This is a genomic window from Paraburkholderia phytofirmans OLGA172 (assembly GCF_001634365.1).
GTDB lineage: Bacteria > Pseudomonadota > Gammaproteobacteria > Burkholderiales > Burkholderiaceae > Paraburkholderia.
This window is the reverse complement of sequence record NZ_CP014578.1, coordinates 4,616,856-4,637,661: the sequence shown is the minus strand read 5'-3', so window position 1 is coordinate 4,637,661 and position 20,806 is coordinate 4,616,856. Positions and strand designations below refer to the sequence as shown.

Sequence of the window (20,806 nt, the reverse complement as noted above, 5' to 3'; positions counted from 1 at the left end):
CGATCCATCGACCCCGAGACCTACAAGTCGACATCGGGCGTCGAGACCAAACCAAAAAGTTAAGGGGCGTGCGCGTGAAACAATGGACCATCCGGCAACGGATTCTGTGCAGCTTCGGGATCGTGCTGATCGTGATGCTGGCAATGGCAACCGTCACTTTCGAGCAACTCGGCGGCATTGACCGCGACGCGAAGAGCCAGCAGCAGGACTCGATGCCCGGCCTCTACTACGCGACCGCCATGCGCGGGGCCTGGCTCGAGAACTACACCGTCACGCAACGTCTCATCTATGTCGACGCGGACCCCGATTCCGTCAAGCGCGACACCGCGCGCCTCGTAGAGACACAGCAAACGGAGCAAACGCTGCTCAACGATTACAGCGGGACCCTCTTCCGTCAGGACGACCGTGACATCTTCAACGACTTCCGGCAGCAACACACGCAATACCTGCCGATCCAGGCGTCGCTGATGGCCGCCCTGCCGACCTCGAAAGAGAACGCCGTGCGCATCTTCAACACGCAGCTCACGCCGATCTGGGAAACCGGCCGGCTCTCCCTGCGCAAGCTGGTGGACGAAAACAAGACCTACGCTGACCAGTCCGCCGAAAGCATCCGCAACTCGGTGGAGACGACCCGTATCGTGCTGCTCGTGATGCTGCTGATCGCCGCCGTCGCCGCCTTGCTGGCCGGTTACTGGCTGCTGCGCGCGGTCACCACGCCGATGGCGAAGGTGCTGCAAGTCGTCGACATCATGCGCACGGGCGATCTCACGCAACGTCTGCAACTGAACCGCGCGGACGAAATCGGCGCGCTCGAAGCGGGTTTTAACCGCATGACCGACGAACTCACCGCGCTGGTCGGCCAGGCGCAGAAGTCGGCGGTCCAGGTCACCACGTCGGTGACGGAAATCGCCGCGACCTCGCGCGAGCAGCAAGCCACCGCGAACGAAACCGCGGCGACCACCACCGAGATCGGCGCCACGTCGCGCGAAATCTTCGCGACCTCGCGCGATCTGCTGCGCACGATGAACGAGGTCTCCGAAGTGGCCGGCCAATCGGCGGCGCTCGCCGGCACCGGCCACGCCGGTCTCGCCCGCATGGAAGACACCATGCGCCTCGTGATGGAAGCGGCCGGCTCGGTCAATGCGAAGCTCGCGATCCTCAACGAGAAAGCCAGCAACATTAACCAGGTCGTTGCCACCATCACCAAGGTCGCGGATCAAACCAACCTGCTCTCGCTGAACGCGGCGATCGAAGCAGAAAAGGCAGGCGAATACGGCCGCGGCTTCGCGGTCGTGGCAACCGAAATTCGCCGCCTCGCCGATCAAACCGCCGTGGCGACCTACGACATCGAACAGATGGTCAAGGAGATCCAGTCGGCGGTAGCCGCGGGCGTGATGGGCATGGACAAGTTCTCCGAAGAAGTGCGGCGCGGCATGCTCGACGTGCAGAACGTGGGCGGCCATCTCACACAGATCATCCAGCAGGTGCAGGCGCTCGCGCCGCGCTTCTCGATGGTCAACGAGGGCATGCAGACGCAGGCTACCGGCGCCGAGCAGATTACCCAGGCACTGACGCAGCTCTCGGAGGCCGCGCAGCAGACAGCGGAATCGCTGCGCCAGTCGACCCAGGCCATCGACGATCTGACCCACGTCGCCAATAATCTGCGCACCGGCGTGTCGCGCTTCAAGGTGGTGGCCTGACGCGCCGCGGCGGGCTCGTTCAGACACGCACGTTGAAGCAAACCGCCCGCACGCCACACCATCCACTCCACCCAAGCTCACGCCGATGCTCTTCATCCTCTTCACGCTCGATAGCGAACGCTACGTGATCGACGCGACGCAGGTGGAGCGTCTGATGCCGCTCGCGCCGCAGTCGCCGCCCAAGACGATTCCCGGCGCGCCGTCGTGGGTCGCGGGCGTGCTCGACCACGAAGGGGCGCCGTTGCCGGTGATCGATCTGCCCGCGCTCGCGCTCGGCCGCCCCGCCGCGCAGTTGATGTCGACGCGCGTCGTGCTGGTGCGCTATCCCCATGCGGGCACCGTGCGCTTGCTCGCGCTCCTGCTCGAAGGCGCAACGCGCACCATCCGCCTGCGCGTCGACGCGTTTCACGATGCCGGCATCGACACGCCGCACGCGCGCTATCTGGGCCCGGTCGCGAGCGAAGCAGGCGGTCTGGTGCAATGGATTCGCGTCGAGCATCTGCTGCCCGACGCTGTCAAAGCGCTGCTGTTTCCCGAGGCGCACGCATGAACGCGCATCACGACAACGCGCCGCTCTATCGACGCTTCGTCGATCTGCTGCATCGAACCATCGGGCTCGATGCAGCCTCGCTCGGTCATAACGCGATCGAGCGAGCAATCGATCAGCGCGCTGCCGCCTGGTGCGCGAACGGTCACGCCGGCGCCACGCTCGCCGACTACTGGGACGCAGCGCAGGCATCGCCCGCCATCGTGCAGGCGCTGGTGGAAACGGTGGTGGTGCCGGAGACCTGGTTTTATCGCGACGCCGATGCGTTCAGAGCGCTCGCGCGTCTCGCGCACGAACGCCTTGACGAGCGCGGCACCGCGCTGCCGTTGCGGATTCTGAGCCTGCCCTGCTCGACCGGCGAAGAACCGTACACAATCGCGATGACGCTGCTCGACGCCGGCATCGGCGCCGCGCACATGCGCATCGACGCAATGGATATCAGCGAACGCTCGCTGGCCGTCGCGCAGCGCGCCGTGTACAGCCGCAACTCGTTTCGCGGCAATGCGTTTCCGTTTCGCGACGCCCACTTCACGCGTACAGAAGACGGCTGGCGCCTCGCGCCGCGCATCGTCGACGCGGTCCGGTTTTCGCGCGCCAACCTGATGCAACTCGATGCCACGGCGCTCGGCGTCTACGACTTCGTGTTCTGCCGCAACGTGCTGATTTACTTCGGCCGCGACGCACAACAGGCAGCCTTGCATGCGCTCAACGACGTGCTGGCCGAAAACGGCACACTGTTCGTCGGACCTGCGGAAACGGGGCTGCTGATGCGTCATGGCATGCAGTCGGCGAAGATTCCCCTGGCGTTCGCGTTCCACCGCGCCGCGCCCGCTGAAGCGCAGCTTGGCGGCGGGCACACCGCGCCGCTCGCCAGCGCCGCCGCACTCGCAATGACGCATTCGCCGGTGCCCGCGCTCGCGCCGCCGCAAGTGTTCTCAGCGGAGCCTTTCGCGTGGCCCGATCCGGTGGCGCGCACGTCGTTCAGCGCTGGCTCAACGCACTCGCCGTTGAACGGAATTTCTCCGCGCACGCCGTCGGATGGTATTTCGCAGCACACGCGGTCGAATGACGTTTCGCAGCACAAGCCATTGAACGGTATTTCGCAGCGCACGCCGAAACCGTCCGGGACCGTTCCGCAGCTGCACGACCTGACGAAGCCGCAGATCACCTCGCCGACCAACACCGCACGCAACACGCTGCAAGCCGCGCATGCGCTGGCCGATGCGGGCCGACTGACGGAAGCCGCGAACGCGATCAACGTCTATCTGGAACAACACGCACCGCACGCCGAGGCGTTCTATCTGCTCGGTGTGCTAGCCGACGCCAGCGGCGATACGAACCTCGCACGCAGCCAGTATCGCAAAGCGCTCTATCTCGACCCGCAGCACGGCGAAGCGCTCGCGCATCTGGCGACGCTGCTGGAACTCGAAGGCGATCGCCACGGCGCGCGTCTGTTGATGGAGCGCGCATTGCGCGCACAGGGAGCGCAACGTGGTTGAGGACCGCACGGTGACCTTCGACGATTGCTGGAACCGCATCGGCGTACGCGGCGATTCGTCGTGCGAACGGCTGGCCGAATACGTGCGCTGCCTGAATTGCCCGGTGTTCGAAACGGCCGCGGCCAAATTGCTGGAGCGTCCGATTACGCTCGTGGATCTCTCGCAGCATGACGCCGACACGCCGGCGCTACAGCGACGACATGATCCGCAAGGAGCGAGTGAGTCGTTCCTCATCTTCCGTATCGGCGGCGAATGGCTCGCCCTGCCGACGCCGATCTTCAAGCGAATCGTGCAGACGCGGCCGATTCATACGTTGCCGCACCGGCAGCATCGCGCGGTGCTGGGCGTGGTGAATGTGCAGGGCGACTTGCTGGTATGCCTGTCGCTTGCGCATCTGCTGGGTTTCGAGGCCGACACCAGCGCGGACAATGATCAAACGCGTCACGAACTGCCGCGTTTGCTGGTGGTTTCGCGCGCCGAAGAGCACGCGGTGTTGCCCGTCGATCAGGTCGACGGCGTGCATCGGATCGCGCTCTCCACCTTTCGCCCGCCGCCCGCGACGCTCTCGCACGCGGCCGCTGCGCATACGCGCGCCGTGGCCCCGTGGCGCGGCATGACGGTCGGCCTGCTCGACGCCGACGCATTGTTCGATACCTTGAACCGGAGTCTCGGATGACGGACGACCCGCGCCGCCCGTCGCTGATCGATCTCTTCCGCGAAGAAGCGCGGACCCAGGCCCGCGTGCTCAACGACGGCCTGCTCACCCTCGACCGCGCACCACGCGACGCCGCCGCACTCGAAGCCTGCATGCGCGCCGCTCATTCGCTGAAGGGCGCGGCGCGTATCGTTGGTGTGCAGGTCGGTGTCGAACTCGCCCACGCGATGGAAGATTGCTTCGTCGCAGCGCAGGAAGGGCGCGCGTCGCTCGACGCCGCCTGGATCGATGAGTTGCTGCGCGGTGTCGATATCGTTGCGCGCATCGGCAATGACGAGGACGAGTCGGCGCGTGACGCGGTCAGCGCGTGCGTGGCGTCGTTGCAAGCGCGTATGGCGCGTGTCGTGCCGCATGGGGCGGCAGTGCCGCAGGCTGCTGCTATGCCTGCCGCGAGTCTTGCGCGCGTTGCCGGGCCTGCATCTGCATCCAGCGTGGCCGCCAAACCGCGCACCGCATCCGCCGACGCTGACCATGACGCCGCATTCAATCTGCTAGCCCACGCCCTGCGCGCCGAAGCGACGCCCGCCTCAGCCGCACCGGCCAGCACGACTGCGGGTGGGTCCAAGTCCGCCTCTGCAATTCAATCTGCTTCTGCAAGCGCCTCGGCGTCCGACTCTGCAACCCCACCGGCTCCTGCAAGTGCCTCTGCGTCGTCGGCCGCAACCGCATCCACCTCGACCGAAACAAGCCGCCAAGCAACAGACCCCGGCCGCATGCTGCGCGTACGCGCCGACAACCTCGACCGGCTGCTCTCCTTATCCGGCGAGTCGCTGGTCGAATCGCGCTGGCTCAAACCCTTCGCGCAGTCGATGCTGCGCGTCAAGCGCGTTCAACGTGACGGTTCGCGCGCGCTCGATCAGTTGCACGAAACGCTCGCCGACCTGAAGCTCGACCCGCGCGCGCACGCCGCGCTCGAAGAATTGCGCCGCCTCGCCGCGGAATCGCAGCATCTGCTCGCCGAGCGTCTGGCCGATCTGGAGAGCTTCGACCGCCGCTCGACGCATCTGTCGCAGCAGCTCTACGACGCCGCGCTGCAATGCCGGATGCGCCCCTTCGGCGACGGCACCAGCGGTCTCGCGCGCATGGTGCGCGACGTCGCGCGCGCGCTCGGCAAGAAGGTGCGCTGGCAACTGGTCGGCGAATCGACTCAGGTGGACCGCGACATCCTCGATCTGCTCGAAGCGCCGCTCGGCCACCTGCTGCGCAACGCGATCGACCACGGCATCGAAGCGCCTGCGGTCCGTCTCGCGCACGGCAAGTCCGAAGAAGGCACACTTACGCTCGACGCGCGCCACACCGCCGGCGCGCTGCTCATCACCGTCACCGACGACGGCGCCGGCATCGACCTCGACGCATTGCGCGCGTCGATCGTCCGCAAAAAACTGGCGAGCGCTGAAACGGCCGCGCGCCTGTCCGAGGCCGAACTGCTCGAATTCCTGTTCCTGCCCGGCTTCTCGCTGCGCGATCAGGTCACCGAGGTCTCGGGCCGCGGTATCGGACTCGACGCGGTATACGACGTCGTCAAGCGGGTACGCGGCACGGTGCGCATCACGAACGACCCCGGCGTCGGCACGCGTGTGCAGTTGCAGCTGCCGCTCACGCTCTCGGTGATCCGCAGCCTGCTCGTCGAAGTCGCGGGCGAGCCGTACGCGGTGCCGCTCGCGCATGTGAACCGCACGCTGCACGTGAGCCGCGCGGAGATCGAATTGCTCGAAGGCCATCAGCACATCGCCTTCGACGGCCACCGCATCGGCGTCGTCACCGCGCATCAGATTCTCGACACCGCGCCGCCCGCCAACGAAGGCGATACCGTCAGCATGATCGTGATCGGCGACGGCGAAGAAACCTACGGCGTGGTGGTCGATCGCTTTCTCGGCGAGCGGATGCTGGTCGTGCAGCCGCTCGACCCGCGGCTCGGCAAGATCCGGAACATCACCGCGGGCGCGCTGATGGAAAACGGCGACCCCGTGCTGATCGCGGATGTCGACGACTGGCTGCGCTCGGTCGAACGGCTCGTGGCGGGCGGCGATCTGAAACACACCCAGCACGGCACTGCCCTCGCTGCCCGGCGCGTCACGCGGCGCGTGCTGGTGGTCGACGATTCGCTCACCGTGCGCGAGCTCGAACGCAAACTGCTGGCGACGCGCGGCTACGACGTGACGATCGCCGTCGACGGCATGGACGGCTGGAACGCGGTGCGCGGCGAGCGCTTCGACCTCGTGATTACCGACATCGATATGCCGCGCATGGACGGCATCGAGCTCGTCACACTCATCAAACGCGATCCGCAACTGCAGTCGCTGCCGGTGATGATCGTCTCGTACAAGGATCGTGAAGAAGATCGCCGCGCCGGCCTGAACGCGGGGGCGGATTACTATCTGGCGAAAGGCAGTTTCCATGACGAAGCATTGCTCGATGCAGTGCGCGATCTGATCGGCGAAGCTTACGGTTAAACCCACGGGTAAAACGGATGAAAATCGGAATCGTCAATGACCTGCCGCTTGCCGTCGAAGCACTGCGCCGCGCGCTTGCCGCGCGTCACGACTACGAGGTGCTGTGGGTCGCGCAGGACGGCCAGCAAGCGGTCGATTTCTGCACTGCGCAGCGGCCCGACATCGTGCTGATGGACCTCGTGATGCCGAACGTCGACGGCATCGAAGCCACACGCCGCATCATGGCGAAGGCGCCGTGCGCGATTCTGATCGTCACCGTCGACGTGGGCGCGAACGCGTGGCGCGTCTACGAAGCGATGGGCGCGGGCGCGCTCGATGCGGTGGACACGCCCTCGCTGAGCGGTCCGGACGCGCACAAGAGCATCGCCACCCTGATCGCGAAGATCGACCGCATCGCCGCACTCGTCACGGAGCGCAGTGCGCCGGGCGCAGCGGCGGCGGCGGGACCGAAAAGCGCGACGAATCGCGACACGCCGCTGGTGGCGATCGGCGCTTCGGCGGGCGGCCCGGCAGCGCTTGCCACCCTGCTCGCCGGCTTGCCGAAGGATTTCGCGGCGGCCATCGTCATCGTCCAGCACGTCGACGCGGCTTTCGCTGCCGGCATGGCCGACTGGCTGAACCAGCAGTCGGCGCTGCCGGTGCGGATCGCCGGCGAAGGCGACCGGCCGCAAGCAGGCATCGTCCTGCTCGCCGCCACCGACGATCATCTGCACCTGAAATTGCCCAACGTGCTCGGCTACACGAAGGTGCCGGCCGAAACGCCCTACCGGCCTTCCGTCGACGTGTTTTTTCACAGTATCGTGGCACGCTGGCCGGCGCGGGCGATCGGCGTGCTGCTGACCGGCATGGGCCGCGACGGCGCGATCGGACTCAAGGCGATGCGCACCAAGGGATACCACACGATCGCGCAGGACGAGGCGACGTGCGCCGTGTACGGCATGCCGAAGGCGGCCGCGGCGCTCGACGCCGCCGCCGCGATCCTGCCTCTGCCCCGTATTGCCGCTGCGCTCGCCGCCGCCGTCGACACACGTTGAGGCCAGGCAGGCGCACACTAGCCCGCTACGATTTATTGACATTCATTCTGGCTGACCAACATGGACACTTCCAAACCGCATCAGAACGCCACCGCGCCGGACCTCGCAGAACACGACGCGAACGCGCAGGCGTACGCGGAGGACGCGCCCAACAGCGCCATCGACGACGCATTGGCGCGCATCCTCGGCAATCCGCCCGCAGCCGAGTGCCCGATCATGGTGTTGCTGGTCGACGATCAGGCGATCATCGCCGAGGCGATCCTCCAGGCGCTGGCCGGCGAAGGGAGCGTCGACTTTCACTACTGCGCGTCCCCTGAGGAGGCGGTGCGCTGCGCGGAGGAAACCCGCGCGACGGTAATCCTGCAAGACCTCGTGATGCCGGGCACCGACGGCCTCACCCTCGTGCGGCAATACCGGCAGAATCCGGCGACGCGCGATATTCCGATCATCGTGCTGTCGACCAAGGAAGAGCCGCTGGTGAAAAGCGCGGCCTTCGCTGCGGGCGCCAACGACTACCTCGTGAAGCTGCCGGATCGCATCGAACTGATCGCGCGGATTCGCTATCACTCGCGCTCGTATCTGAACCTGCTGCAGCGCGACGAGGCCTATCAGGCCTTGCGCCAGTCGCAACAACAGTTGCTCGCGACCAATCTGGAACTGCAGCGGCTCACCCATTCGGACGGTTTGACGGGTTTGTCGAATCGCCGTTACCTCGATCAGTACCTGGCCGCCGAATGGCGTCGCGGCACGCGCGACAAGACCGGCCTCGGCTTTCTGATGATCGATGTGGATAACTTCAAGGCTTACAACGACACCTACGGGCACGTCGCCGGCGACGAAGTGCTGAAACGCGTCGCGCACACCATCGAGTCGTGCCTGGGGCGTTCGCCGGATCTCGCGGCACGGTTTGGCGGTGAAGAGTTTGCGGTGGTGTTGCCGGGCGCGTCGGCGGGTGGCTTGCGCTTGCTCGCCGAAAAGATGCGCCTTGCAATCGAAGCGCTCGCCATCCCACATGCAGGTTCGACGAGCGGTGTCGTGACGATCAGCATCGGCGCGGCGACGATCGTGCCGTCCGCAGCCGAACCGGTGACGACGGTGATCGAAGCCGCCGATGTCGGACTGTATCGGGCGAAGCGGGATGGCAAGAATCAGGTGGCGATGAGCGGCTGAAGCGTTGTCAAACGGCGGCACCCAAGTCCGCTTCGCCACGATTTCCGGGCCGCCTGATGCTAAACGCGCACCAGGCGGCCACCAGCGCGCACCAAGCCGCGGCTGATCCGCGTGTATAACACCCGGCCGGCACCCTATAAACCCGGCAACTACCGCCGCCGTCAGGCGCGTCAGCGCCGTCGCGTTCGGGTCGATCATGCTTTTGAGTTGATCCACGTCAGAATCGATCAGCAAATCCATTGCATCGACGTTTCTCCGCAGCGATCAAACGCGCCGCGCGCGCGTTGTAACAGAGGTAGTGGACAATATCGCCGACAGCATCTCGACTTTGAACCGTACGGCAACTTAGAGGACGCGTGATGAACTACGACGACAGCAATCCCTTCGCGAAGATTCTGCGTGGGGAACTACCCTGCATCAAAGTGGCGGAAAGCGATGCGGCGCTGGCCTTCATGGATCTGATGCCCCAAGCCGATGGGCACGTGCTGGTCGTTCCGAAGGAAGCCGCGATCGAGATTTTCGATTTATCAGATGAATCGACGGTGGCCTGCATGCGCATGACGCAGAAGCTCGCCATCGCCGTTCGCGCGGCCTTGCGCCCCGACGGCGTCTTCATCGGACAATTCAACGGCGCCGCGGCGGGACAAACGGTACCGCATGTGCATTTTCATGTGATCCCACGCTGGGAAGGACAGCCGCTGCGCATGCATGCGCGCGAGGTCGCCGATGCGGCCACGCTCGAAGCGCTGGCCAAGCGCATTCGAGACCATTGGCGCGCCCATTGACACCGGATGCGGCGCAACTGGTCACGCCCCGTAATATGTGTAAAGGCCGGTGAAATCAACCCCACGCGCTGTGCGGCTAGACTGGCGTCTGCCTTGTACCCACAAGGCATTGAGTGTGGATTTCTTTTTGGCCTGCCCGAAACGGCAGGCTTTTTTATTTGTGGCTCTTTTGCGGATCCAATTCGCGAACCGCCCTTGCCTCGCAACGACGCTTGCAGCGCTATGACGCATGCGGCCGGCCAACGCGACTCGAACGACTCAAACCCGATGCCGCGAGCGGCGCAGCGGATGCCGCCAGTCGATACGGCGAGGTTTCCCAGGTTCAAGATCGATCTCATGCAGATGCCGATGCTCCTGCCATAATTCGTCAGAAAAAAGGAACGCGACGATTAGCAGCGGGATGACCAGAAAGGCGCCTAATATCAATTGCTCGATCACGGTAGCCTCCATCGCAAGAGCATGATTTCATTGTAGAGCACCGCTTGTGCCCACACGGTGCAGTGCCTCTCACAAATTTGCGATCGCCGGTCTGCGACAATGCGAGGCCTCGCCCTCGCTGGACCCGCAGGAAGTTTTTCGGCAATGGCCGCTGTCACAATGCGTTGCGCATGTGCATGTTCCAGTCCGAGTTCTTCGAGGGCAATCAGCACGGCAGAGTGACCTCAAGTCATGTCGTGTCGTCCAGGGACGCCATGCAGCGTCGCCTGGCGCACCTGGCACCGTTTATCTTCTGCACGTATACCGTTATTTCGTGATTTCTGATTAGTCGGGCGAATGACTTTGTGTGCATTGCACCAAATGCATCCGTGCATTGTATTAATTCACTTAATTTGTGCCTCTCGTTTACGCCAATACGCACCGCAAAGCTTTACTGGTTAAAGCGATGCGGCCCGCGTGTCTTTTAGTTATCCGTTTCAATCCGCCCTGTTTAAGCTGCTGCCCAAGGTTTAAGCGGGTGCGGCAGATGGTGCGACAATTCGCCGCTGTTGCGACCGCACACAAGATGTGCTTGTCGTTCTCTCGCATTCTCCTAGAGTGCGAGATGCGGGTTCGACGTTAAAGTTAAATACATAGCTAACCTGAGTATTAACCCGCACCGGAGGAAAATATGAAAATGCGAATCGCCCTTCTTTTCGCCATTGCGGGTTTGGCTGCCGCTTCTGTTCAGGCGCAAGACTCCATGGTCAAGCCGCAGCAAACCATCCAGTTCAAGGCCAATGCGTACGGCTGCCTGTCGAAGGATAAACTCGACGCCGCCGATCTGCATGCGCTAGCCGGTGAGCAGCAAAAGATGCAGGAATTCTTCTCCGGATATCAGTGTGTCTCAACGCCGGAGAACTCGAGTTTCCGCGTTGTGCGCGTGGTCGGACACGATGTCGAATTCGTGAACGCCGCGAATAGCGATACGCAAGGCCTCTGGGCAAACGATCGATTCATCAAGCAATAAGCTGTACGCCAACGCTCCGGTGGAACACCGGGGTTTGACGGGTTTTGATTTACGCCATCAATCCTCTGACTTGAAGCCAGAGGCTGTGAACCTGCGAGTTATAAAACGGCTGGGCTTTACGCGCCCGGCCGCTTTTATTTCCGCTCGCTTTTTCCATGATGCGAAGCAGATAAATAAAGCCGATGCGGGCTTTCGATCCCCATCGGCAATACGCCTTCTCGCAAAGCGCAGAAAACGTCCCGCCGTTCAAACGGCGATCAATGCGAGTCGCGCGGCACCGGCGCGCCGCTCGATCCAACCAGAAAGTCGAGATCCGCGCCCTGGTCCGCTTGCAGCACGTGTTCGACGTAGAGCTTGTAGTAACCGCGCGCAGGCGGCGCAGGCGGCTGCCACGCGGCGCGGCCATCGGAAATACGCACCATGTCCGTAATGCCTTTTTGCAGCACCTTCTTCGGCAACGGCATGTTGCCGACTTCCGCGAAGCCCGGATAACCCTTCGGCCCCGCACCCTTGAGCACCATGATGCAGTGCTCGTCGATGTCGAGCGATTCGTCGTCGATCTTCGCGTGCAATTCCTCGATGTTCTCGAATACCACAGCACGTCCGCGATGCTTCAGCAGATGCGGTGTCGCCGCCGAAGGCTTGATCACCGCGCCGTTCGGCGCCAGGTTGCCCTTGAGCACCGGCAATGCCGGCCTTCGGCTTGAACGGCTCGGCGAGTTCGCGAAAATGCGCGTTGCAAGGCGTCAGTTCGGACCATGTATTGCAGATGTATCAGGAAGCTCAGAAAGTCCCCGAATGGTATGAGCCGCCCCGATAACTTTCCAATCCCTTTTTCGGCCATCCAGATATCAATTTCGATATGCGACCATGGCGATCGCCAGCGTGAAAAAATGTTATCCCCAGTTACAAATCTGGGCGGAAGTCGAAACGTCAGACATGATGCTGCCGAAGCTCGCCGAAGGCGAACTGGACATCATGATCGGCCGGGTATTGGAGCGGCAAAACCCGTTCAGGACCGAGGTCCGCTACGAACCGCTCGTCGACGAGCCGCCGTGCGTGGTGGCGCGTCCCGGCCATCCTTTCGAAAATGAAACAGGTTTGACACTGCGCGGAATCGTCAACGCGAGCTGGGTTTTGCACCCGCCTGGTAGCGTCTTGCGCCATCGCTTTGATCTGATGTTTTCGCAGATCGGACTGAATCCGCCGCAAAACGTAGTCAATACCAACAATTTTCTGGCGATTTCGAGCTTATTGCTCCAAAGCGACATGTTGGCGGTTTTACCCGATGAAGTGGCGCGCCAGTACCAACAGTACGGTGTTCTCAAGCAGGTACCGATCGATTTACCGTGCAAAATGGATACATTCGGTATCATCACGCGGCCAGTCGCACCTGCTTTCGCTTGCGGCCTCCATCGTGCTCGAAGCCTTGCGGGAAGCCGCGGGCGAGGTCTACGGCAGCGCTTTCGAGCCGGCAGTGGCGCGATAAATGCTTCTCCCGTTGCGATAGTCGCAGTTGCAGCCGGCTTCGGCTCGGGAGGGACACGCGATGTACAACAAACACCGAACACGGCAACGCGCCGTCGACGACTCTTTTTCTGTTCGCTCCGGTGGAGCGAGCGCCTGGTTTATTAACGGCATGGCTCTCAAATCGACGATTTACAAGGCAGAACTCCAGATCGCCAACATGGACCGGCACTACTACGCCGACCATTCGCTGACGATCGCCCGCCATCCCTCGGAAACCGACGACCGGATGATGGTCCGCGTCGCCGCGTTCGCGCTGTTCGCACAGGAGCGCCTCGAATTCTGTAAGGGTTTGTCGGACGTCGACGAACCGGACCTCTGGCAGAAGGACCTCACCGGCGCGATCGAAACCTGGATCGAGGTCGGCCAGCCGGACGAACGGCGCATTGCCAAGGCAAGCGGACGCTCGAACGAAGTGATCGTGATCGCCTATGGCGGCCGCACGTCGGATATCTGGTGGCAAGGGGTGCGCAGCAAGGTCGAACGCATGCGCAATGTGACGGTCTGGACGCTGGGCGAAGACGTCGCCGCCGCGCTTGGGTCGCTCGCCGAACGGACCATGCGTCTGCAATGCACCGTGCAGGACGGCGAAGCATGGCTCGGCAGCGCCGAGGCCGATGCGGTGAAGATCGAGTGGACGGTGTTGAAGGCGCCCGCCGACGCTTGATAGTTACAACGACGTCGCACGCGCCGCTTCGGGTGGCCCTTTGAGCTCGACCATATTGCCTTCCGGGTCGAACAGATACAGCGACTGCCCAAACCCGTCCGCGCCATAGCGCAAAGCCGCCTCGCCAGGCCGCGCGCCGTGTTGGGCCAGATGAGCCGTGAGCGCCTCGGCGTCGAACGGGTCGACGCGCAAACACACGTGGTCCATATTCCGCCCCGCGCCCGGCACACCGTTTTCGGGGTGATCGAGCTCCGCACCGACCTTTAACAGGTCGATCAGCGAGCGCCCCGCGCGCAATTGCGTCAGGCCCAGATCGGCCTGCTCCTTCTCAACGCTGCAACCGAGCACTTCGCAATAAAAACGCGTCATCTCCGCAACGTTCGACGCCCGAATGACGATGTGATCGATCTCGCGAATGTGGATTTTCATGTCGAACGCCCCTTGGCTGGTTCGCAGAAATGGATGAACAGCCACCAGTGTAGAAGAAAGGAAAGGGTAGCGAGAGCGGGTGATGAACCGGCTCCGAGGGACAGATATGAAATGTTCAGACGAAAAAAAGCCCGCTCTATGTGGAGCGGGCTGAATCCATATCAGGAGGAGACATGGAGGAGACAGGTACTAATATACACATCGGGCCGATGCGACGCAATAACTTTTTAAGGGAAAACCCGATATCGGGCCAAATTGTCGCAGTTTGAGGCTAACCGAGCGCCTGCGGGGCTCGATGCCTACGAGGGAGCGAAATGACAGAGCAAGAACCGGGGCGTAGTGTGTTGGCATGCGGCCTACATTGGTGAGCATCGACACCGCCTTTCCGGGACCATCATGAACCGCAGCGACCGTACCGAGACCAGCAACGAAGCCGCCGTCAGCACTCCGAGCTGGGCCACCGACGCCGAGCGTTGGAAAGCCGTCACCTGCCGCGAGCCGCAGGCCGACGGCGCGTTCTTCTACGCCGTCAAAACGACGGGCGTGTTCTGCCGCCCGTCATGCGCGTCGCGCCAGCCACGCCGCGAGAATGTCGTTTTCTTCACCGACGCCAACGCCGCGCGCGCCGCGGGCTATCGCGATTGCAAGCGTTGCCAGCCCGGCGGCCTGCCGCGCGAGCTGGAAATCGTCAATCGCGCTTGTGCCGCGCTGGATGCCGATCCGCAACAACGCCTCACGCTAGCGCAATTGAGCGACGCGGTGCACGTCAGCCCATTCCACCTGCAGCGCCTGTTCAAACGCGTGGTGGGTGTGTCGCCGCGTCAGTATCAGGCCGCGCAACGCGGCGCCGCGCTGCGCGATGCGCTGCAGAGCGGGTCGGACGTGACGCGCGCTACGCTCGACGCCGGCTTCGGCTCGCCATCGCGGATGTACGACAGCGCCTCGGCGGAATTGGGGATGGCGCCATCCGCGTTCCGCCGCAAAGGCGCGGGGCTCACCGTGCGTTACGCCAGCGCACCGACCTCGCTCGGCTTCGTGCTGGTCGCCGCAACCGACAAAGGCATCTGCAAGATCGGTTTCGGCGACGATGCCGTCCTACTCGCCGACGAACTGCGCGGCGAGTTCGCCAACGCCGAGCTGGTCGAGGACGCAGCGCGGCTCGCACCGTTCATCGCCCAGATCGACGCCTATCTGCGCGGCACGCGTCAGGACTTCGATCTGCCTTTGGATATTGCCGCCACCGCGTTCCGGCAACGTGTATGGGACGCGCTGCGGCGCATTCCCTACGGTGAGACGCGCAGCTATTCCCAGATCGCGGAAGCGGTCGGCTCACCCCGCGCCGTGCGCGCGGTGGCGAGCGCATGCGCGACCAATCCGGTCGCGTTGGCGATTCCATGCCATCGCGTCGTGCAGAAGGGTGGAGCGCTGGCGGGGTATCGCTGGGGCCTGCCGCGCAAGGCCACGCTGCTCGATAACGAAGCGCAGCACGCACCTGTCGTTCCGCTCGATGAACCTGATCGCCGCGAGCACGCGGCCATTGCTGCCACCACCAACCTGGACCACGCCGCGTGAGCACGCTTGACGACGTCGCAATACTCGAACTGCCGTTCAAAGCCCCCTTCGACTGGCCGCGCCTGCTGCGCTTTTTCGGCGGACGCGCGACGCCGGGCGTCGAAGCGGTCGAAGCCGGCGCCTATCGCCGCGCGATCGATTGGGCCGGCGACAGCGGCACACTGAGCGTGCGCCTGCATCCGCGCAGGCGCTGCATCGTCGCGAACATCGAAGGCCCCGCGAGCCGTCATGCCGACGCGCTCGCCGCGCCGATCGCGAGGATGTTCGACCTGCACGCCGACCCGAAGAAGATCGGCAACGAACTGGCCGCGGACCCATGGCTCGCGCCGCTGATCGAAGCCGTGCCGGGCTTGCGCGTGCCGGGCGCGTGGTCGGGCTTCGAACTGGTGGTGCGCGCCATTGTCGGGCAGCAGGTCAGCGTGAAGGCGGCGACCACGATCATCGGGCGATTGGTGCAGCGTGCCGGCGTGCGCATCGAAGGTCATCCGCATGAGAACACCGCCTGGCGCTTTCCGACGCCCGCCGCGCTCGCGGCTGTGGATCTGGAAAAGATCGGCATGCCGGGTAAACGCGTAGCCGCATTGCAGGGCTTTGCGCAGGCGGTCGCTTCAGGCGACGTACCGCTCGACAGCAGTGTCGCCGATGCCAACAGCCTGCGCGCGGCGTTGCTCGCACTGCCTGGCATCGGTCCATGGACAGTCGAGTATGTGGCGATGCGCGCATGGCGTGACGCGGACGCCTGGCCCGCCTCGGACCTCGTGCTGATGCAGTCGATCTGCGCGCGCGACCCGTCGCTCGCACGGCCCACGCAGCAACGCACTCGCACCGACGCGTGGCGGCCGTGGCGCGCGTATGCGGCGATGCATCTGTGGAACGAGGTAGCGGATCGGGCAGGCGCCGCGCGCGGCGGCTGAGGTAGTGGATTCAGGCCAGGTTGTGTCGTCCGAGGGCCGGCCGAAGCGGCCTCAAGCAGGCCTCGTGGCGAGATGTTAAAGTGCCCGCTACCCAAAAATTCCGCCGAACGTTGTCAACCGCGCAGTGCTGCACCTAAGCAGCGAAGCGGCACATGGCGGCCGACAACGCCCGACTCGCATCAATGCCAAACACGACACCTTCTCGTACGAACGACGCGTTATCTCACCGCCTGTCCGTGCTGACCTCAGGCCCGCAGCGCGACGCGCTGATACGCGGCCTGCGCGGCATCGAAAAGGAGAGCCTGCGCGTGACGCACGACGGCAAGCTTGCCATGACGCCGCATCCGCGCGCGCTCGGTTCGGCGCTCACGCATCCGTCGCTCACCACCGACTATTCCGAAGCGTTGATCGAACTGATTACGCCGGCCGAGCACGACGTCGCGATCACGCTAGAGAAGCTCGATACGCTGCATCGTTTCGTCTACGCCGAACTCGGCGACGAGATCCTGTGGAACAACTCGATGCCGGGCCGGCTGCCTGAAACGGACGAGGGCATTCCGATCGCGCATTACGGCACGTCGAATATCGGCAAACTGAAGTACGTGTACCGCATTGGCCTCGCGCTCCGTTACGGCCGCACGATGCAGTGCATTGCGGGCGTTCACTACAACTATTCGCTGAACGAAGAAGTGTGGCGGGCATTGCATGCCGACCAGCAATCCACGGCGAACGCCGTCGATTTCCAGTCCGATCGCTACCTCGCGCTGATCCGCAATTTCCGCCGCACCAACTGGCTGCTGATGTACCTGTTCGGCGCATCGCCGGCGCTGGATCGCCGATTCCTGCGCGATCGCCAACACACGCTCGAAACCTTCGACGCCGACACGCTGTATCGCCCCTACGCGACCAGCTTGCGCATGAGCGACCTCGGCTACTCGAACACCACCGCGCAAGCCGCGCTGTGCGCCGACTACGACACGCTGCCGGGCTACCTCGACGCGCTCGCGAAGGCTGTGAGCCAGCCGTATCCCGCGTACGAGGCGATCGGCACACAGCGCGACGGGGAGTGGGTGCAGATCAACACGAACGTGCTGCAGATCGAAAACGAGTTCTATTCGACGATCCGTCCGAAGCGCGTCACGCATCCGGGCGAGCGTCCGCTGCATGCGCTGGCTGCGCGTGGCGTGCAGTATGTCGAAGTGCGCTGCATGGACATCGATCCGTTTGAGCCGACCGGCATTTCGCTGGAGACGTCGCGCTTCCTTGATGCTTATCTGCTGGTCTGTGCGCTCGACGACAGCGCGCCGCTGCCGCCGGACGCGTCCGCCGAGGCAAATGAGAACTTTGGCCGCGTGACGATGGAGGGCCGCAAGCCGGGGCTCGAACTGACACGCGACGGCAGCCCGATCGCGATGATGGATTGGTCGAACGAATTGCTCGTCAAGATAGACACAGCCGCGGCAACGCTTGACGCATTGCACGGCGGCGACGCACACGCACGCGCCGTGGCGGTTCAGCGCGCGAAGCTGGCGGATGTATCGCTGACACCGTCCGCGCGCGTGTTGCAGACGATGCGCGACAAGCAGCAGAGCTTCCTTGCGTTCGGCCTCGAGCAAAGCGAAGCGCACGCCGCCTATTTCCGCTCGCGTCCGCTGGATGCTGCGCAGGCCAAAGAATTCGCCGACCTTGCTGCGCAATCGCTTGCAGAGCAGGCCAAACTCGAACGGGAAGAGGTGGGTTCATTCGACGCATTTGTCGCGGCATACCGGGCGTACACACTGAACCGGTTTAGCGTCTAAACGACGAAACACAGGCAGCGCCGGAAAAAGCGGCCCAGAGGGCTAATGCCGTTCAGCCAACACTGAACGGCATTATTTTTTGCGGAGCAAGAATCGGCACCGAGGGCCGCTTTTTATTCTGTACAGGTAACGTCTATGCCAAGCGACGCTGGACGCCTGACCATACCGGCAAAATCTCCACTCGCACTCGTTTTGACGATTCGCTGATGCTATGAAACACCGTGCCGGGGATGCGGTCCAACTTGGATGACAGGTCCCGGAGAGGGAGGCTTCAACGTGATGAAAAAAGGTCTGTTGGCCGTATTGTGCCTGGTGTCGGCGGCGGGCTGTTCGACGCAGGGGCAGATCGATCCGGACATCATGCAGATCGCGACCACGCCGTTGACGTGTTCGACCAAAGCCGAGTGCGATATCTGGTGGCAGCGTGCACAGACGTGGGTTGCGGGCCATTCGAAGTACAAAATTGAATCTGCGACTGACACGCTGATCCAGGCGGCGGGCCCGGACGGCGGCAAGCGCGCGCTGGCGTACCAGATTACGCGCACCGCGAACCCGGACGGCACGGCAACGATTGGTTTCGCGGCGCATTGCGATGGATCGATGGGGTGCAAACCGAACCCATGGGAGGCGGGCGCCGACTTCAAGGAATACGTACGAGGCAGTGCGGCGGGCGCGCCGCAGAGCGGCGAAAAACAGTTGCAACCGGCGCCGACGGCGATGCACCCGGAGGCATCGGGACAATCGATGCCCGGCACGAGTGGGGAAGCGGTAACGCAGTGAAGAAGGGGAGGAAACGGTAACGCATTCAGCGAGGAGAAAGCGCTCACGCATGAAACGCGAGTGTGGCGCTGGGTAACCCGCCGCGCAAAAGCGCGGCGAATGGTTTTAAGAAGTACGCTTCGGCGCGCGCAGAAAAAACCTCAATGCCCCATAGAAGCGCCCACCCCCTTCCGTGGCTTGGTAACCCAGACAAGCAAAGCCAGAACAAGAAATGCCGCACAAGAAATGCGGAAAAAATCATTAGTGGCCATCATATAAGCCTGCGCCGTAACGACCTGATTCAACTGAGCCGTGAGGCCATCCCCAGAAAGCCCGAGCCCGGCCAACGCATTGGTATAAGCATTGGTATTAGCCGCATAGACATTTACCGAATCGGTCAACATCGCATGATGATAGATCGTGTCATTTTCCCAGTAAGTCGTACTAATAGCCGTCCCGATCGCCCCGGACAGAGTCCGAAAAAAGTTCGACAACCCAGAAGCACTGGCGAGCCGATCATCCGACACGCTGGACAGCGTAATGGTAGTCATCGGCACAAAGAAGCAGGCAACCCCAATACCCTGCACCAACCGCGGCCAGATCACATGATTGAACGGCACATCGAGCGTAAAGGTCGAGTTCCAGAACGACACGAACGCAAACACGATGAACGCAAAACTCGCTACCACGCGCAGGTTCAGCCGATGCATATTCTTGCCGATCATCGGCGATAAAAACAGCGCCAGAATGCCGACCGGCGCCGTCGCCAAACCGGCAATCCCCGCGGTGTACCCCATCACCGTCTGCAGCCAGAGCGGGAAAATCACCACCGACCCGAAGAACGCCATAAACCCGAACGAAATAATCACCACGCCGAGCGCGAAGTTGCGATCCTTGAATAAGGAAAGATCGACGACAGGTTCCTTGTCCGTCATCTCCCACACCAGCAGGAACGCAATCGACACCACCGCGATAATCGCCAGCGTGATGATGAACGTCGAGTTGAACCAGTCGCGATCCTTGCCCAGATCGAGCACCATCTGCAGGCACGACACACCGATCACGAGCAATGCGAGGCCGATCGCATCGATCCTCTGTTTGGTGACCTTGGTCTCGCGGCCGCGCAGCAGCAGGAACGCGCACACCGCCGAGAACAAGCCGATCGGCACGTTGATATAGAAGATCCACGGCCACGTGTAGTTGTCGGTGATATAGCCGCCCATCACGGGCCCGAAAATCGGCGCGCAGATCACGGTCATCGCCCAGAGGCCGAGCGCGAGCCCGCGCCTTTCCGGTGGGTATGAGCGCATCAGAATCGTCTGCGAGAGCGGCACCATCGGGCCGGAGACGAGCCCTTGCAGGAGCCGGAACGCAATCAGCGACTCGAAGTTGTGCGCAAAGCCGCACAGCGCCGAGGCGATCGTGAAAAGCAGAACTGACAGCGTGAACAGCCGCACCTCGCCGACGCGCCGCGCAAGCCAGCCGGTCAACGGCACCGCGATCGCCGAGGCCACGGAATACGATGAGATGACCCAGGTGCCCTGACTGGTCGCCACGCCGAGACTGCCGGAAATGGTCGGCACCGCGACGTTCGCGATCGACGTGTCGAGCACTTCCATGAACGTGCCGAGCGCGAGACCGACCGTGAGCAACGCCAGCGCACCCCCTTTGAGCGGAGCGGGTTCGGCGGCGGGTAGGGCTTCGGCGGGAGCCGTAGCGGCCATATGTGTTTCTCCTCAGCTGGGAAAGCTTGTCGCGACAGCTTTATTGCGCCCTCCAAACGGTGCGC

The 20,806-nt window shown here is 63.3% G+C and carries 17 protein-coding genes and 2 pseudogenes; 15 read left to right on the top strand and 4 right to left on the bottom strand.

Annotated features, from left to right (window positions below):
* Positions 1 to 74 precede the first annotated feature (74 nt).
* The 8 genes from AYM40_RS20425 to AYM40_RS20390 all read left to right on the top strand — a co-directional run bounded on the left by AYM40_RS20425 (position 75) and on the right by AYM40_RS20390 (position 9,903).
* Positions 75 to 1,700 carry a methyl-accepting chemotaxis protein gene (locus AYM40_RS20425; protein WP_063498134.1) on the top strand — a complete coding sequence of 542 codons (1,626 nt, stop codon included), beginning with the start codon at positions 75 to 77 and terminating at the stop codon, positions 1,698 to 1,700.
* Between the two features lie 85 nt (positions 1,701 to 1,785).
* Positions 1,786 to 2,250 carry a chemotaxis protein CheW gene (locus AYM40_RS20420; protein WP_063497766.1) on the top strand — a complete coding sequence of 155 codons (465 nt, stop codon included), beginning with the start codon at positions 1,786 to 1,788 and terminating at the stop codon, positions 2,248 to 2,250.
* Complete coding sequence (locus AYM40_RS20415; RefSeq protein ID WP_063497765.1) at positions 2,247 to 3,746, top strand: CheR family methyltransferase; 1,500 nt, start codon at positions 2,247 to 2,249, stop codon at positions 3,744 to 3,746. Before AYM40_RS20420 ends, AYM40_RS20415 begins: the two co-directional genes overlap by 4 nt.
* The gene (locus tag AYM40_RS20410) at positions 3,739 to 4,422 is read left to right on the top strand and encodes a chemotaxis protein CheW (protein WP_063497764.1); all 684 of its coding nucleotides are present in this window, start codon (positions 3,739 to 3,741) and stop codon (positions 4,420 to 4,422) included. The genes AYM40_RS20415 and AYM40_RS20410 overlap by 8 nt, the downstream gene beginning before the upstream one ends.
* The gene (locus AYM40_RS20405; RefSeq protein ID WP_063497763.1) at positions 4,419 to 6,914 is read left to right on the top strand and encodes a hybrid sensor histidine kinase/response regulator; all 2,496 of its coding nucleotides are present in this window, start codon (positions 4,419 to 4,421) and stop codon (positions 6,912 to 6,914) included. Before AYM40_RS20410 ends, AYM40_RS20405 begins: the two co-directional genes overlap by 4 nt.
* Before the next feature lie 17 nt (positions 6,915 to 6,931).
* The gene (locus tag AYM40_RS20400) at positions 6,932 to 7,948 is read left to right on the top strand and encodes a chemotaxis response regulator protein-glutamate methylesterase (protein WP_063497762.1); all 1,017 of its coding nucleotides are present in this window, start codon (positions 6,932 to 6,934) and stop codon (positions 7,946 to 7,948) included.
* Positions 7,949 to 8,008: 60 nt separating this feature from the next.
* Positions 8,009 to 9,118 carry a diguanylate cyclase gene (locus tag AYM40_RS20395; protein ID WP_063497761.1) on the top strand — a complete coding sequence of 370 codons (1,110 nt, stop codon included), beginning with the start codon at positions 8,009 to 8,011 and terminating at the stop codon, positions 9,116 to 9,118.
* A 359-nt stretch (positions 9,119 to 9,477) separates the two neighbouring features.
* Complete coding sequence (locus AYM40_RS20390) at positions 9,478 to 9,903, top strand: HIT family protein (protein WP_063497760.1); 426 nt, start codon at positions 9,478 to 9,480, stop codon at positions 9,901 to 9,903.
* Between the two features lie 258 nt (positions 9,904 to 10,161).
* Here AYM40_RS20390 and AYM40_RS38725 read toward each other — a convergent pair whose 3' ends face one another.
* A complete protein-coding gene (locus AYM40_RS38725) occupies positions 10,162 to 10,341 on the bottom strand; it encodes a hypothetical protein (protein WP_082855189.1) in 180 nt (59 codons plus the stop codon).
* 670 nt (positions 10,342 to 11,011) lie between these two features.
* Between AYM40_RS38725 and sap1 the strand changes: the two genes are divergently transcribed.
* On the top strand, positions 11,012 to 11,350 hold the full coding sequence (gene sap1, locus AYM40_RS20385; protein WP_063497759.1) for a surface attachment protein Sap1: 339 nt from the start codon (positions 11,012 to 11,014) through the stop codon (positions 11,348 to 11,350).
* A gap of 257 nt (positions 11,351 to 11,607) precedes the next feature.
* On the opposite strand, the pseudogene AYM40_RS20380 reads toward sap1, so the two are convergent.
* A pseudogene (locus AYM40_RS20380) lies at positions 11,608 to 12,061 on the bottom strand (dihydroxy-acid dehydratase); the annotation flags it as partial.
* Between the two features lie 162 nt (positions 12,062 to 12,223).
* Here AYM40_RS20380 and AYM40_RS20375 point away from each other — a divergent pair.
* Positions 12,224 to 12,839, top strand: a pseudogene (locus tag AYM40_RS20375) (LysR substrate-binding domain-containing protein); the annotation flags it as partial.
* A 150-nt stretch (positions 12,840 to 12,989) separates the two neighbouring features.
* Positions 12,990 to 13,544 carry a YaeQ family protein gene (locus tag AYM40_RS20370; RefSeq protein WP_063497757.1) on the top strand — a complete coding sequence of 185 codons (555 nt, stop codon included), beginning with the start codon at positions 12,990 to 12,992 and terminating at the stop codon, positions 13,542 to 13,544.
* Between the two features lie 3 nt (positions 13,545 to 13,547).
* Here the strand turns inward: AYM40_RS20370 and AYM40_RS20365 are convergent, their stop codons facing one another.
* Complete coding sequence (locus tag AYM40_RS20365) at positions 13,548 to 13,973, bottom strand: VOC family protein (protein WP_063497756.1); 426 nt, start codon at positions 13,971 to 13,973, stop codon at positions 13,548 to 13,550.
* A 396-nt stretch (positions 13,974 to 14,369) separates the two neighbouring features.
* Between AYM40_RS20365 and ada the strand changes: the two genes are divergently transcribed.
* From ada to AYM40_RS20345, 4 genes are all read left to right on the top strand, one after another.
* Positions 14,370 to 15,545, top strand: a complete 1,176-nt coding sequence (ada, locus tag AYM40_RS20360; protein WP_063497755.1) for a bifunctional DNA-binding transcriptional regulator/O6-methylguanine-DNA methyltransferase Ada — start codon at positions 14,370 to 14,372, stop codon at positions 15,543 to 15,545.
* Entirely contained in the window at positions 15,542 to 16,459 is a 918-nt protein-coding gene (locus AYM40_RS20355; RefSeq protein WP_063497754.1) for a DNA-3-methyladenine glycosylase family protein, read from the top strand. The genes ada and AYM40_RS20355 overlap by 4 nt, the downstream gene beginning before the upstream one ends.
* A gap of 182 nt (positions 16,460 to 16,641) precedes the next feature.
* Positions 16,642 to 18,258 carry a glutamate--cysteine ligase gene (gshA, locus tag AYM40_RS20350; RefSeq protein WP_063498133.1) on the top strand — a complete coding sequence of 539 codons (1,617 nt, stop codon included), beginning with the start codon at positions 16,642 to 16,644 and terminating at the stop codon, positions 18,256 to 18,258.
* Between the two features lie 279 nt (positions 18,259 to 18,537).
* Positions 18,538 to 19,038 carry a hypothetical protein gene (locus AYM40_RS20345; RefSeq protein ID WP_063497753.1) on the top strand — a complete coding sequence of 167 codons (501 nt, stop codon included), beginning with the start codon at positions 18,538 to 18,540 and terminating at the stop codon, positions 19,036 to 19,038.
* A 140-nt stretch (positions 19,039 to 19,178) separates the two neighbouring features.
* Here AYM40_RS20345 and AYM40_RS20340 read toward each other — a convergent pair whose 3' ends face one another.
* Positions 19,179 to 20,741: a DHA2 family efflux MFS transporter permease subunit gene (locus AYM40_RS20340; RefSeq protein ID WP_063497752.1), complete on the bottom strand. Its 1,563-nt coding sequence runs from the start codon at positions 20,739 to 20,741 to the stop codon at positions 19,179 to 19,181.
* Positions 20,742 to 20,806 lie beyond the last annotated feature (65 nt).

Bases quoted from the DNA above. Each gene is read 5' to 3' on its own strand.
- ada (WP_063497755.1), top strand. From the start codon at position 14,370: ATGAACCGCAGCGACCGTACCGAGACCAGCAACGAAGCCGCCGTCAGC.
- AYM40_RS20365 (WP_063497756.1), bottom strand. From the start codon at position 13,973: ATGAAAATCCACATTCGCGAGATCGATCACATCGTCATTCGGGCGTCG.
- AYM40_RS20420 (WP_063497766.1), top strand. From the start codon at position 1,786: ATGCTCTTCATCCTCTTCACGCTCGATAGCGAACGCTACGTGATCGAC.
- AYM40_RS20395 (WP_063497761.1), top strand. From the start codon at position 8,009: ATGGACACTTCCAAACCGCATCAGAACGCCACCGCGCCGGACCTCGCA.
- AYM40_RS20390 (WP_063497760.1), top strand. From the start codon at position 9,478: ATGAACTACGACGACAGCAATCCCTTCGCGAAGATTCTGCGTGGGGAA.
- AYM40_RS20405 (WP_063497763.1), top strand. From the start codon at position 4,419: ATGACGGACGACCCGCGCCGCCCGTCGCTGATCGATCTCTTCCGCGAA.
- AYM40_RS20415 (WP_063497765.1), top strand. From the start codon at position 2,247: ATGAACGCGCATCACGACAACGCGCCGCTCTATCGACGCTTCGTCGAT.
- AYM40_RS20400 (WP_063497762.1), top strand. From the start codon at position 6,932: ATGAAAATCGGAATCGTCAATGACCTGCCGCTTGCCGTCGAAGCACTG.
- AYM40_RS20370 (WP_063497757.1), top strand. From the start codon at position 12,990: ATGGCTCTCAAATCGACGATTTACAAGGCAGAACTCCAGATCGCCAAC.
- gshA (WP_063498133.1), top strand. From the start codon at position 16,642: ATGCCAAACACGACACCTTCTCGTACGAACGACGCGTTATCTCACCGC.
- sap1 (WP_063497759.1), top strand. From the start codon at position 11,012: ATGAAAATGCGAATCGCCCTTCTTTTCGCCATTGCGGGTTTGGCTGCC.
- AYM40_RS20340 (WP_063497752.1), bottom strand. From the start codon at position 20,741: ATGGCCGCTACGGCTCCCGCCGAAGCCCTACCCGCCGCCGAACCCGCT.
- AYM40_RS20345 (WP_063497753.1), top strand. From the start codon at position 18,538: ATGAAAAAAGGTCTGTTGGCCGTATTGTGCCTGGTGTCGGCGGCGGGC.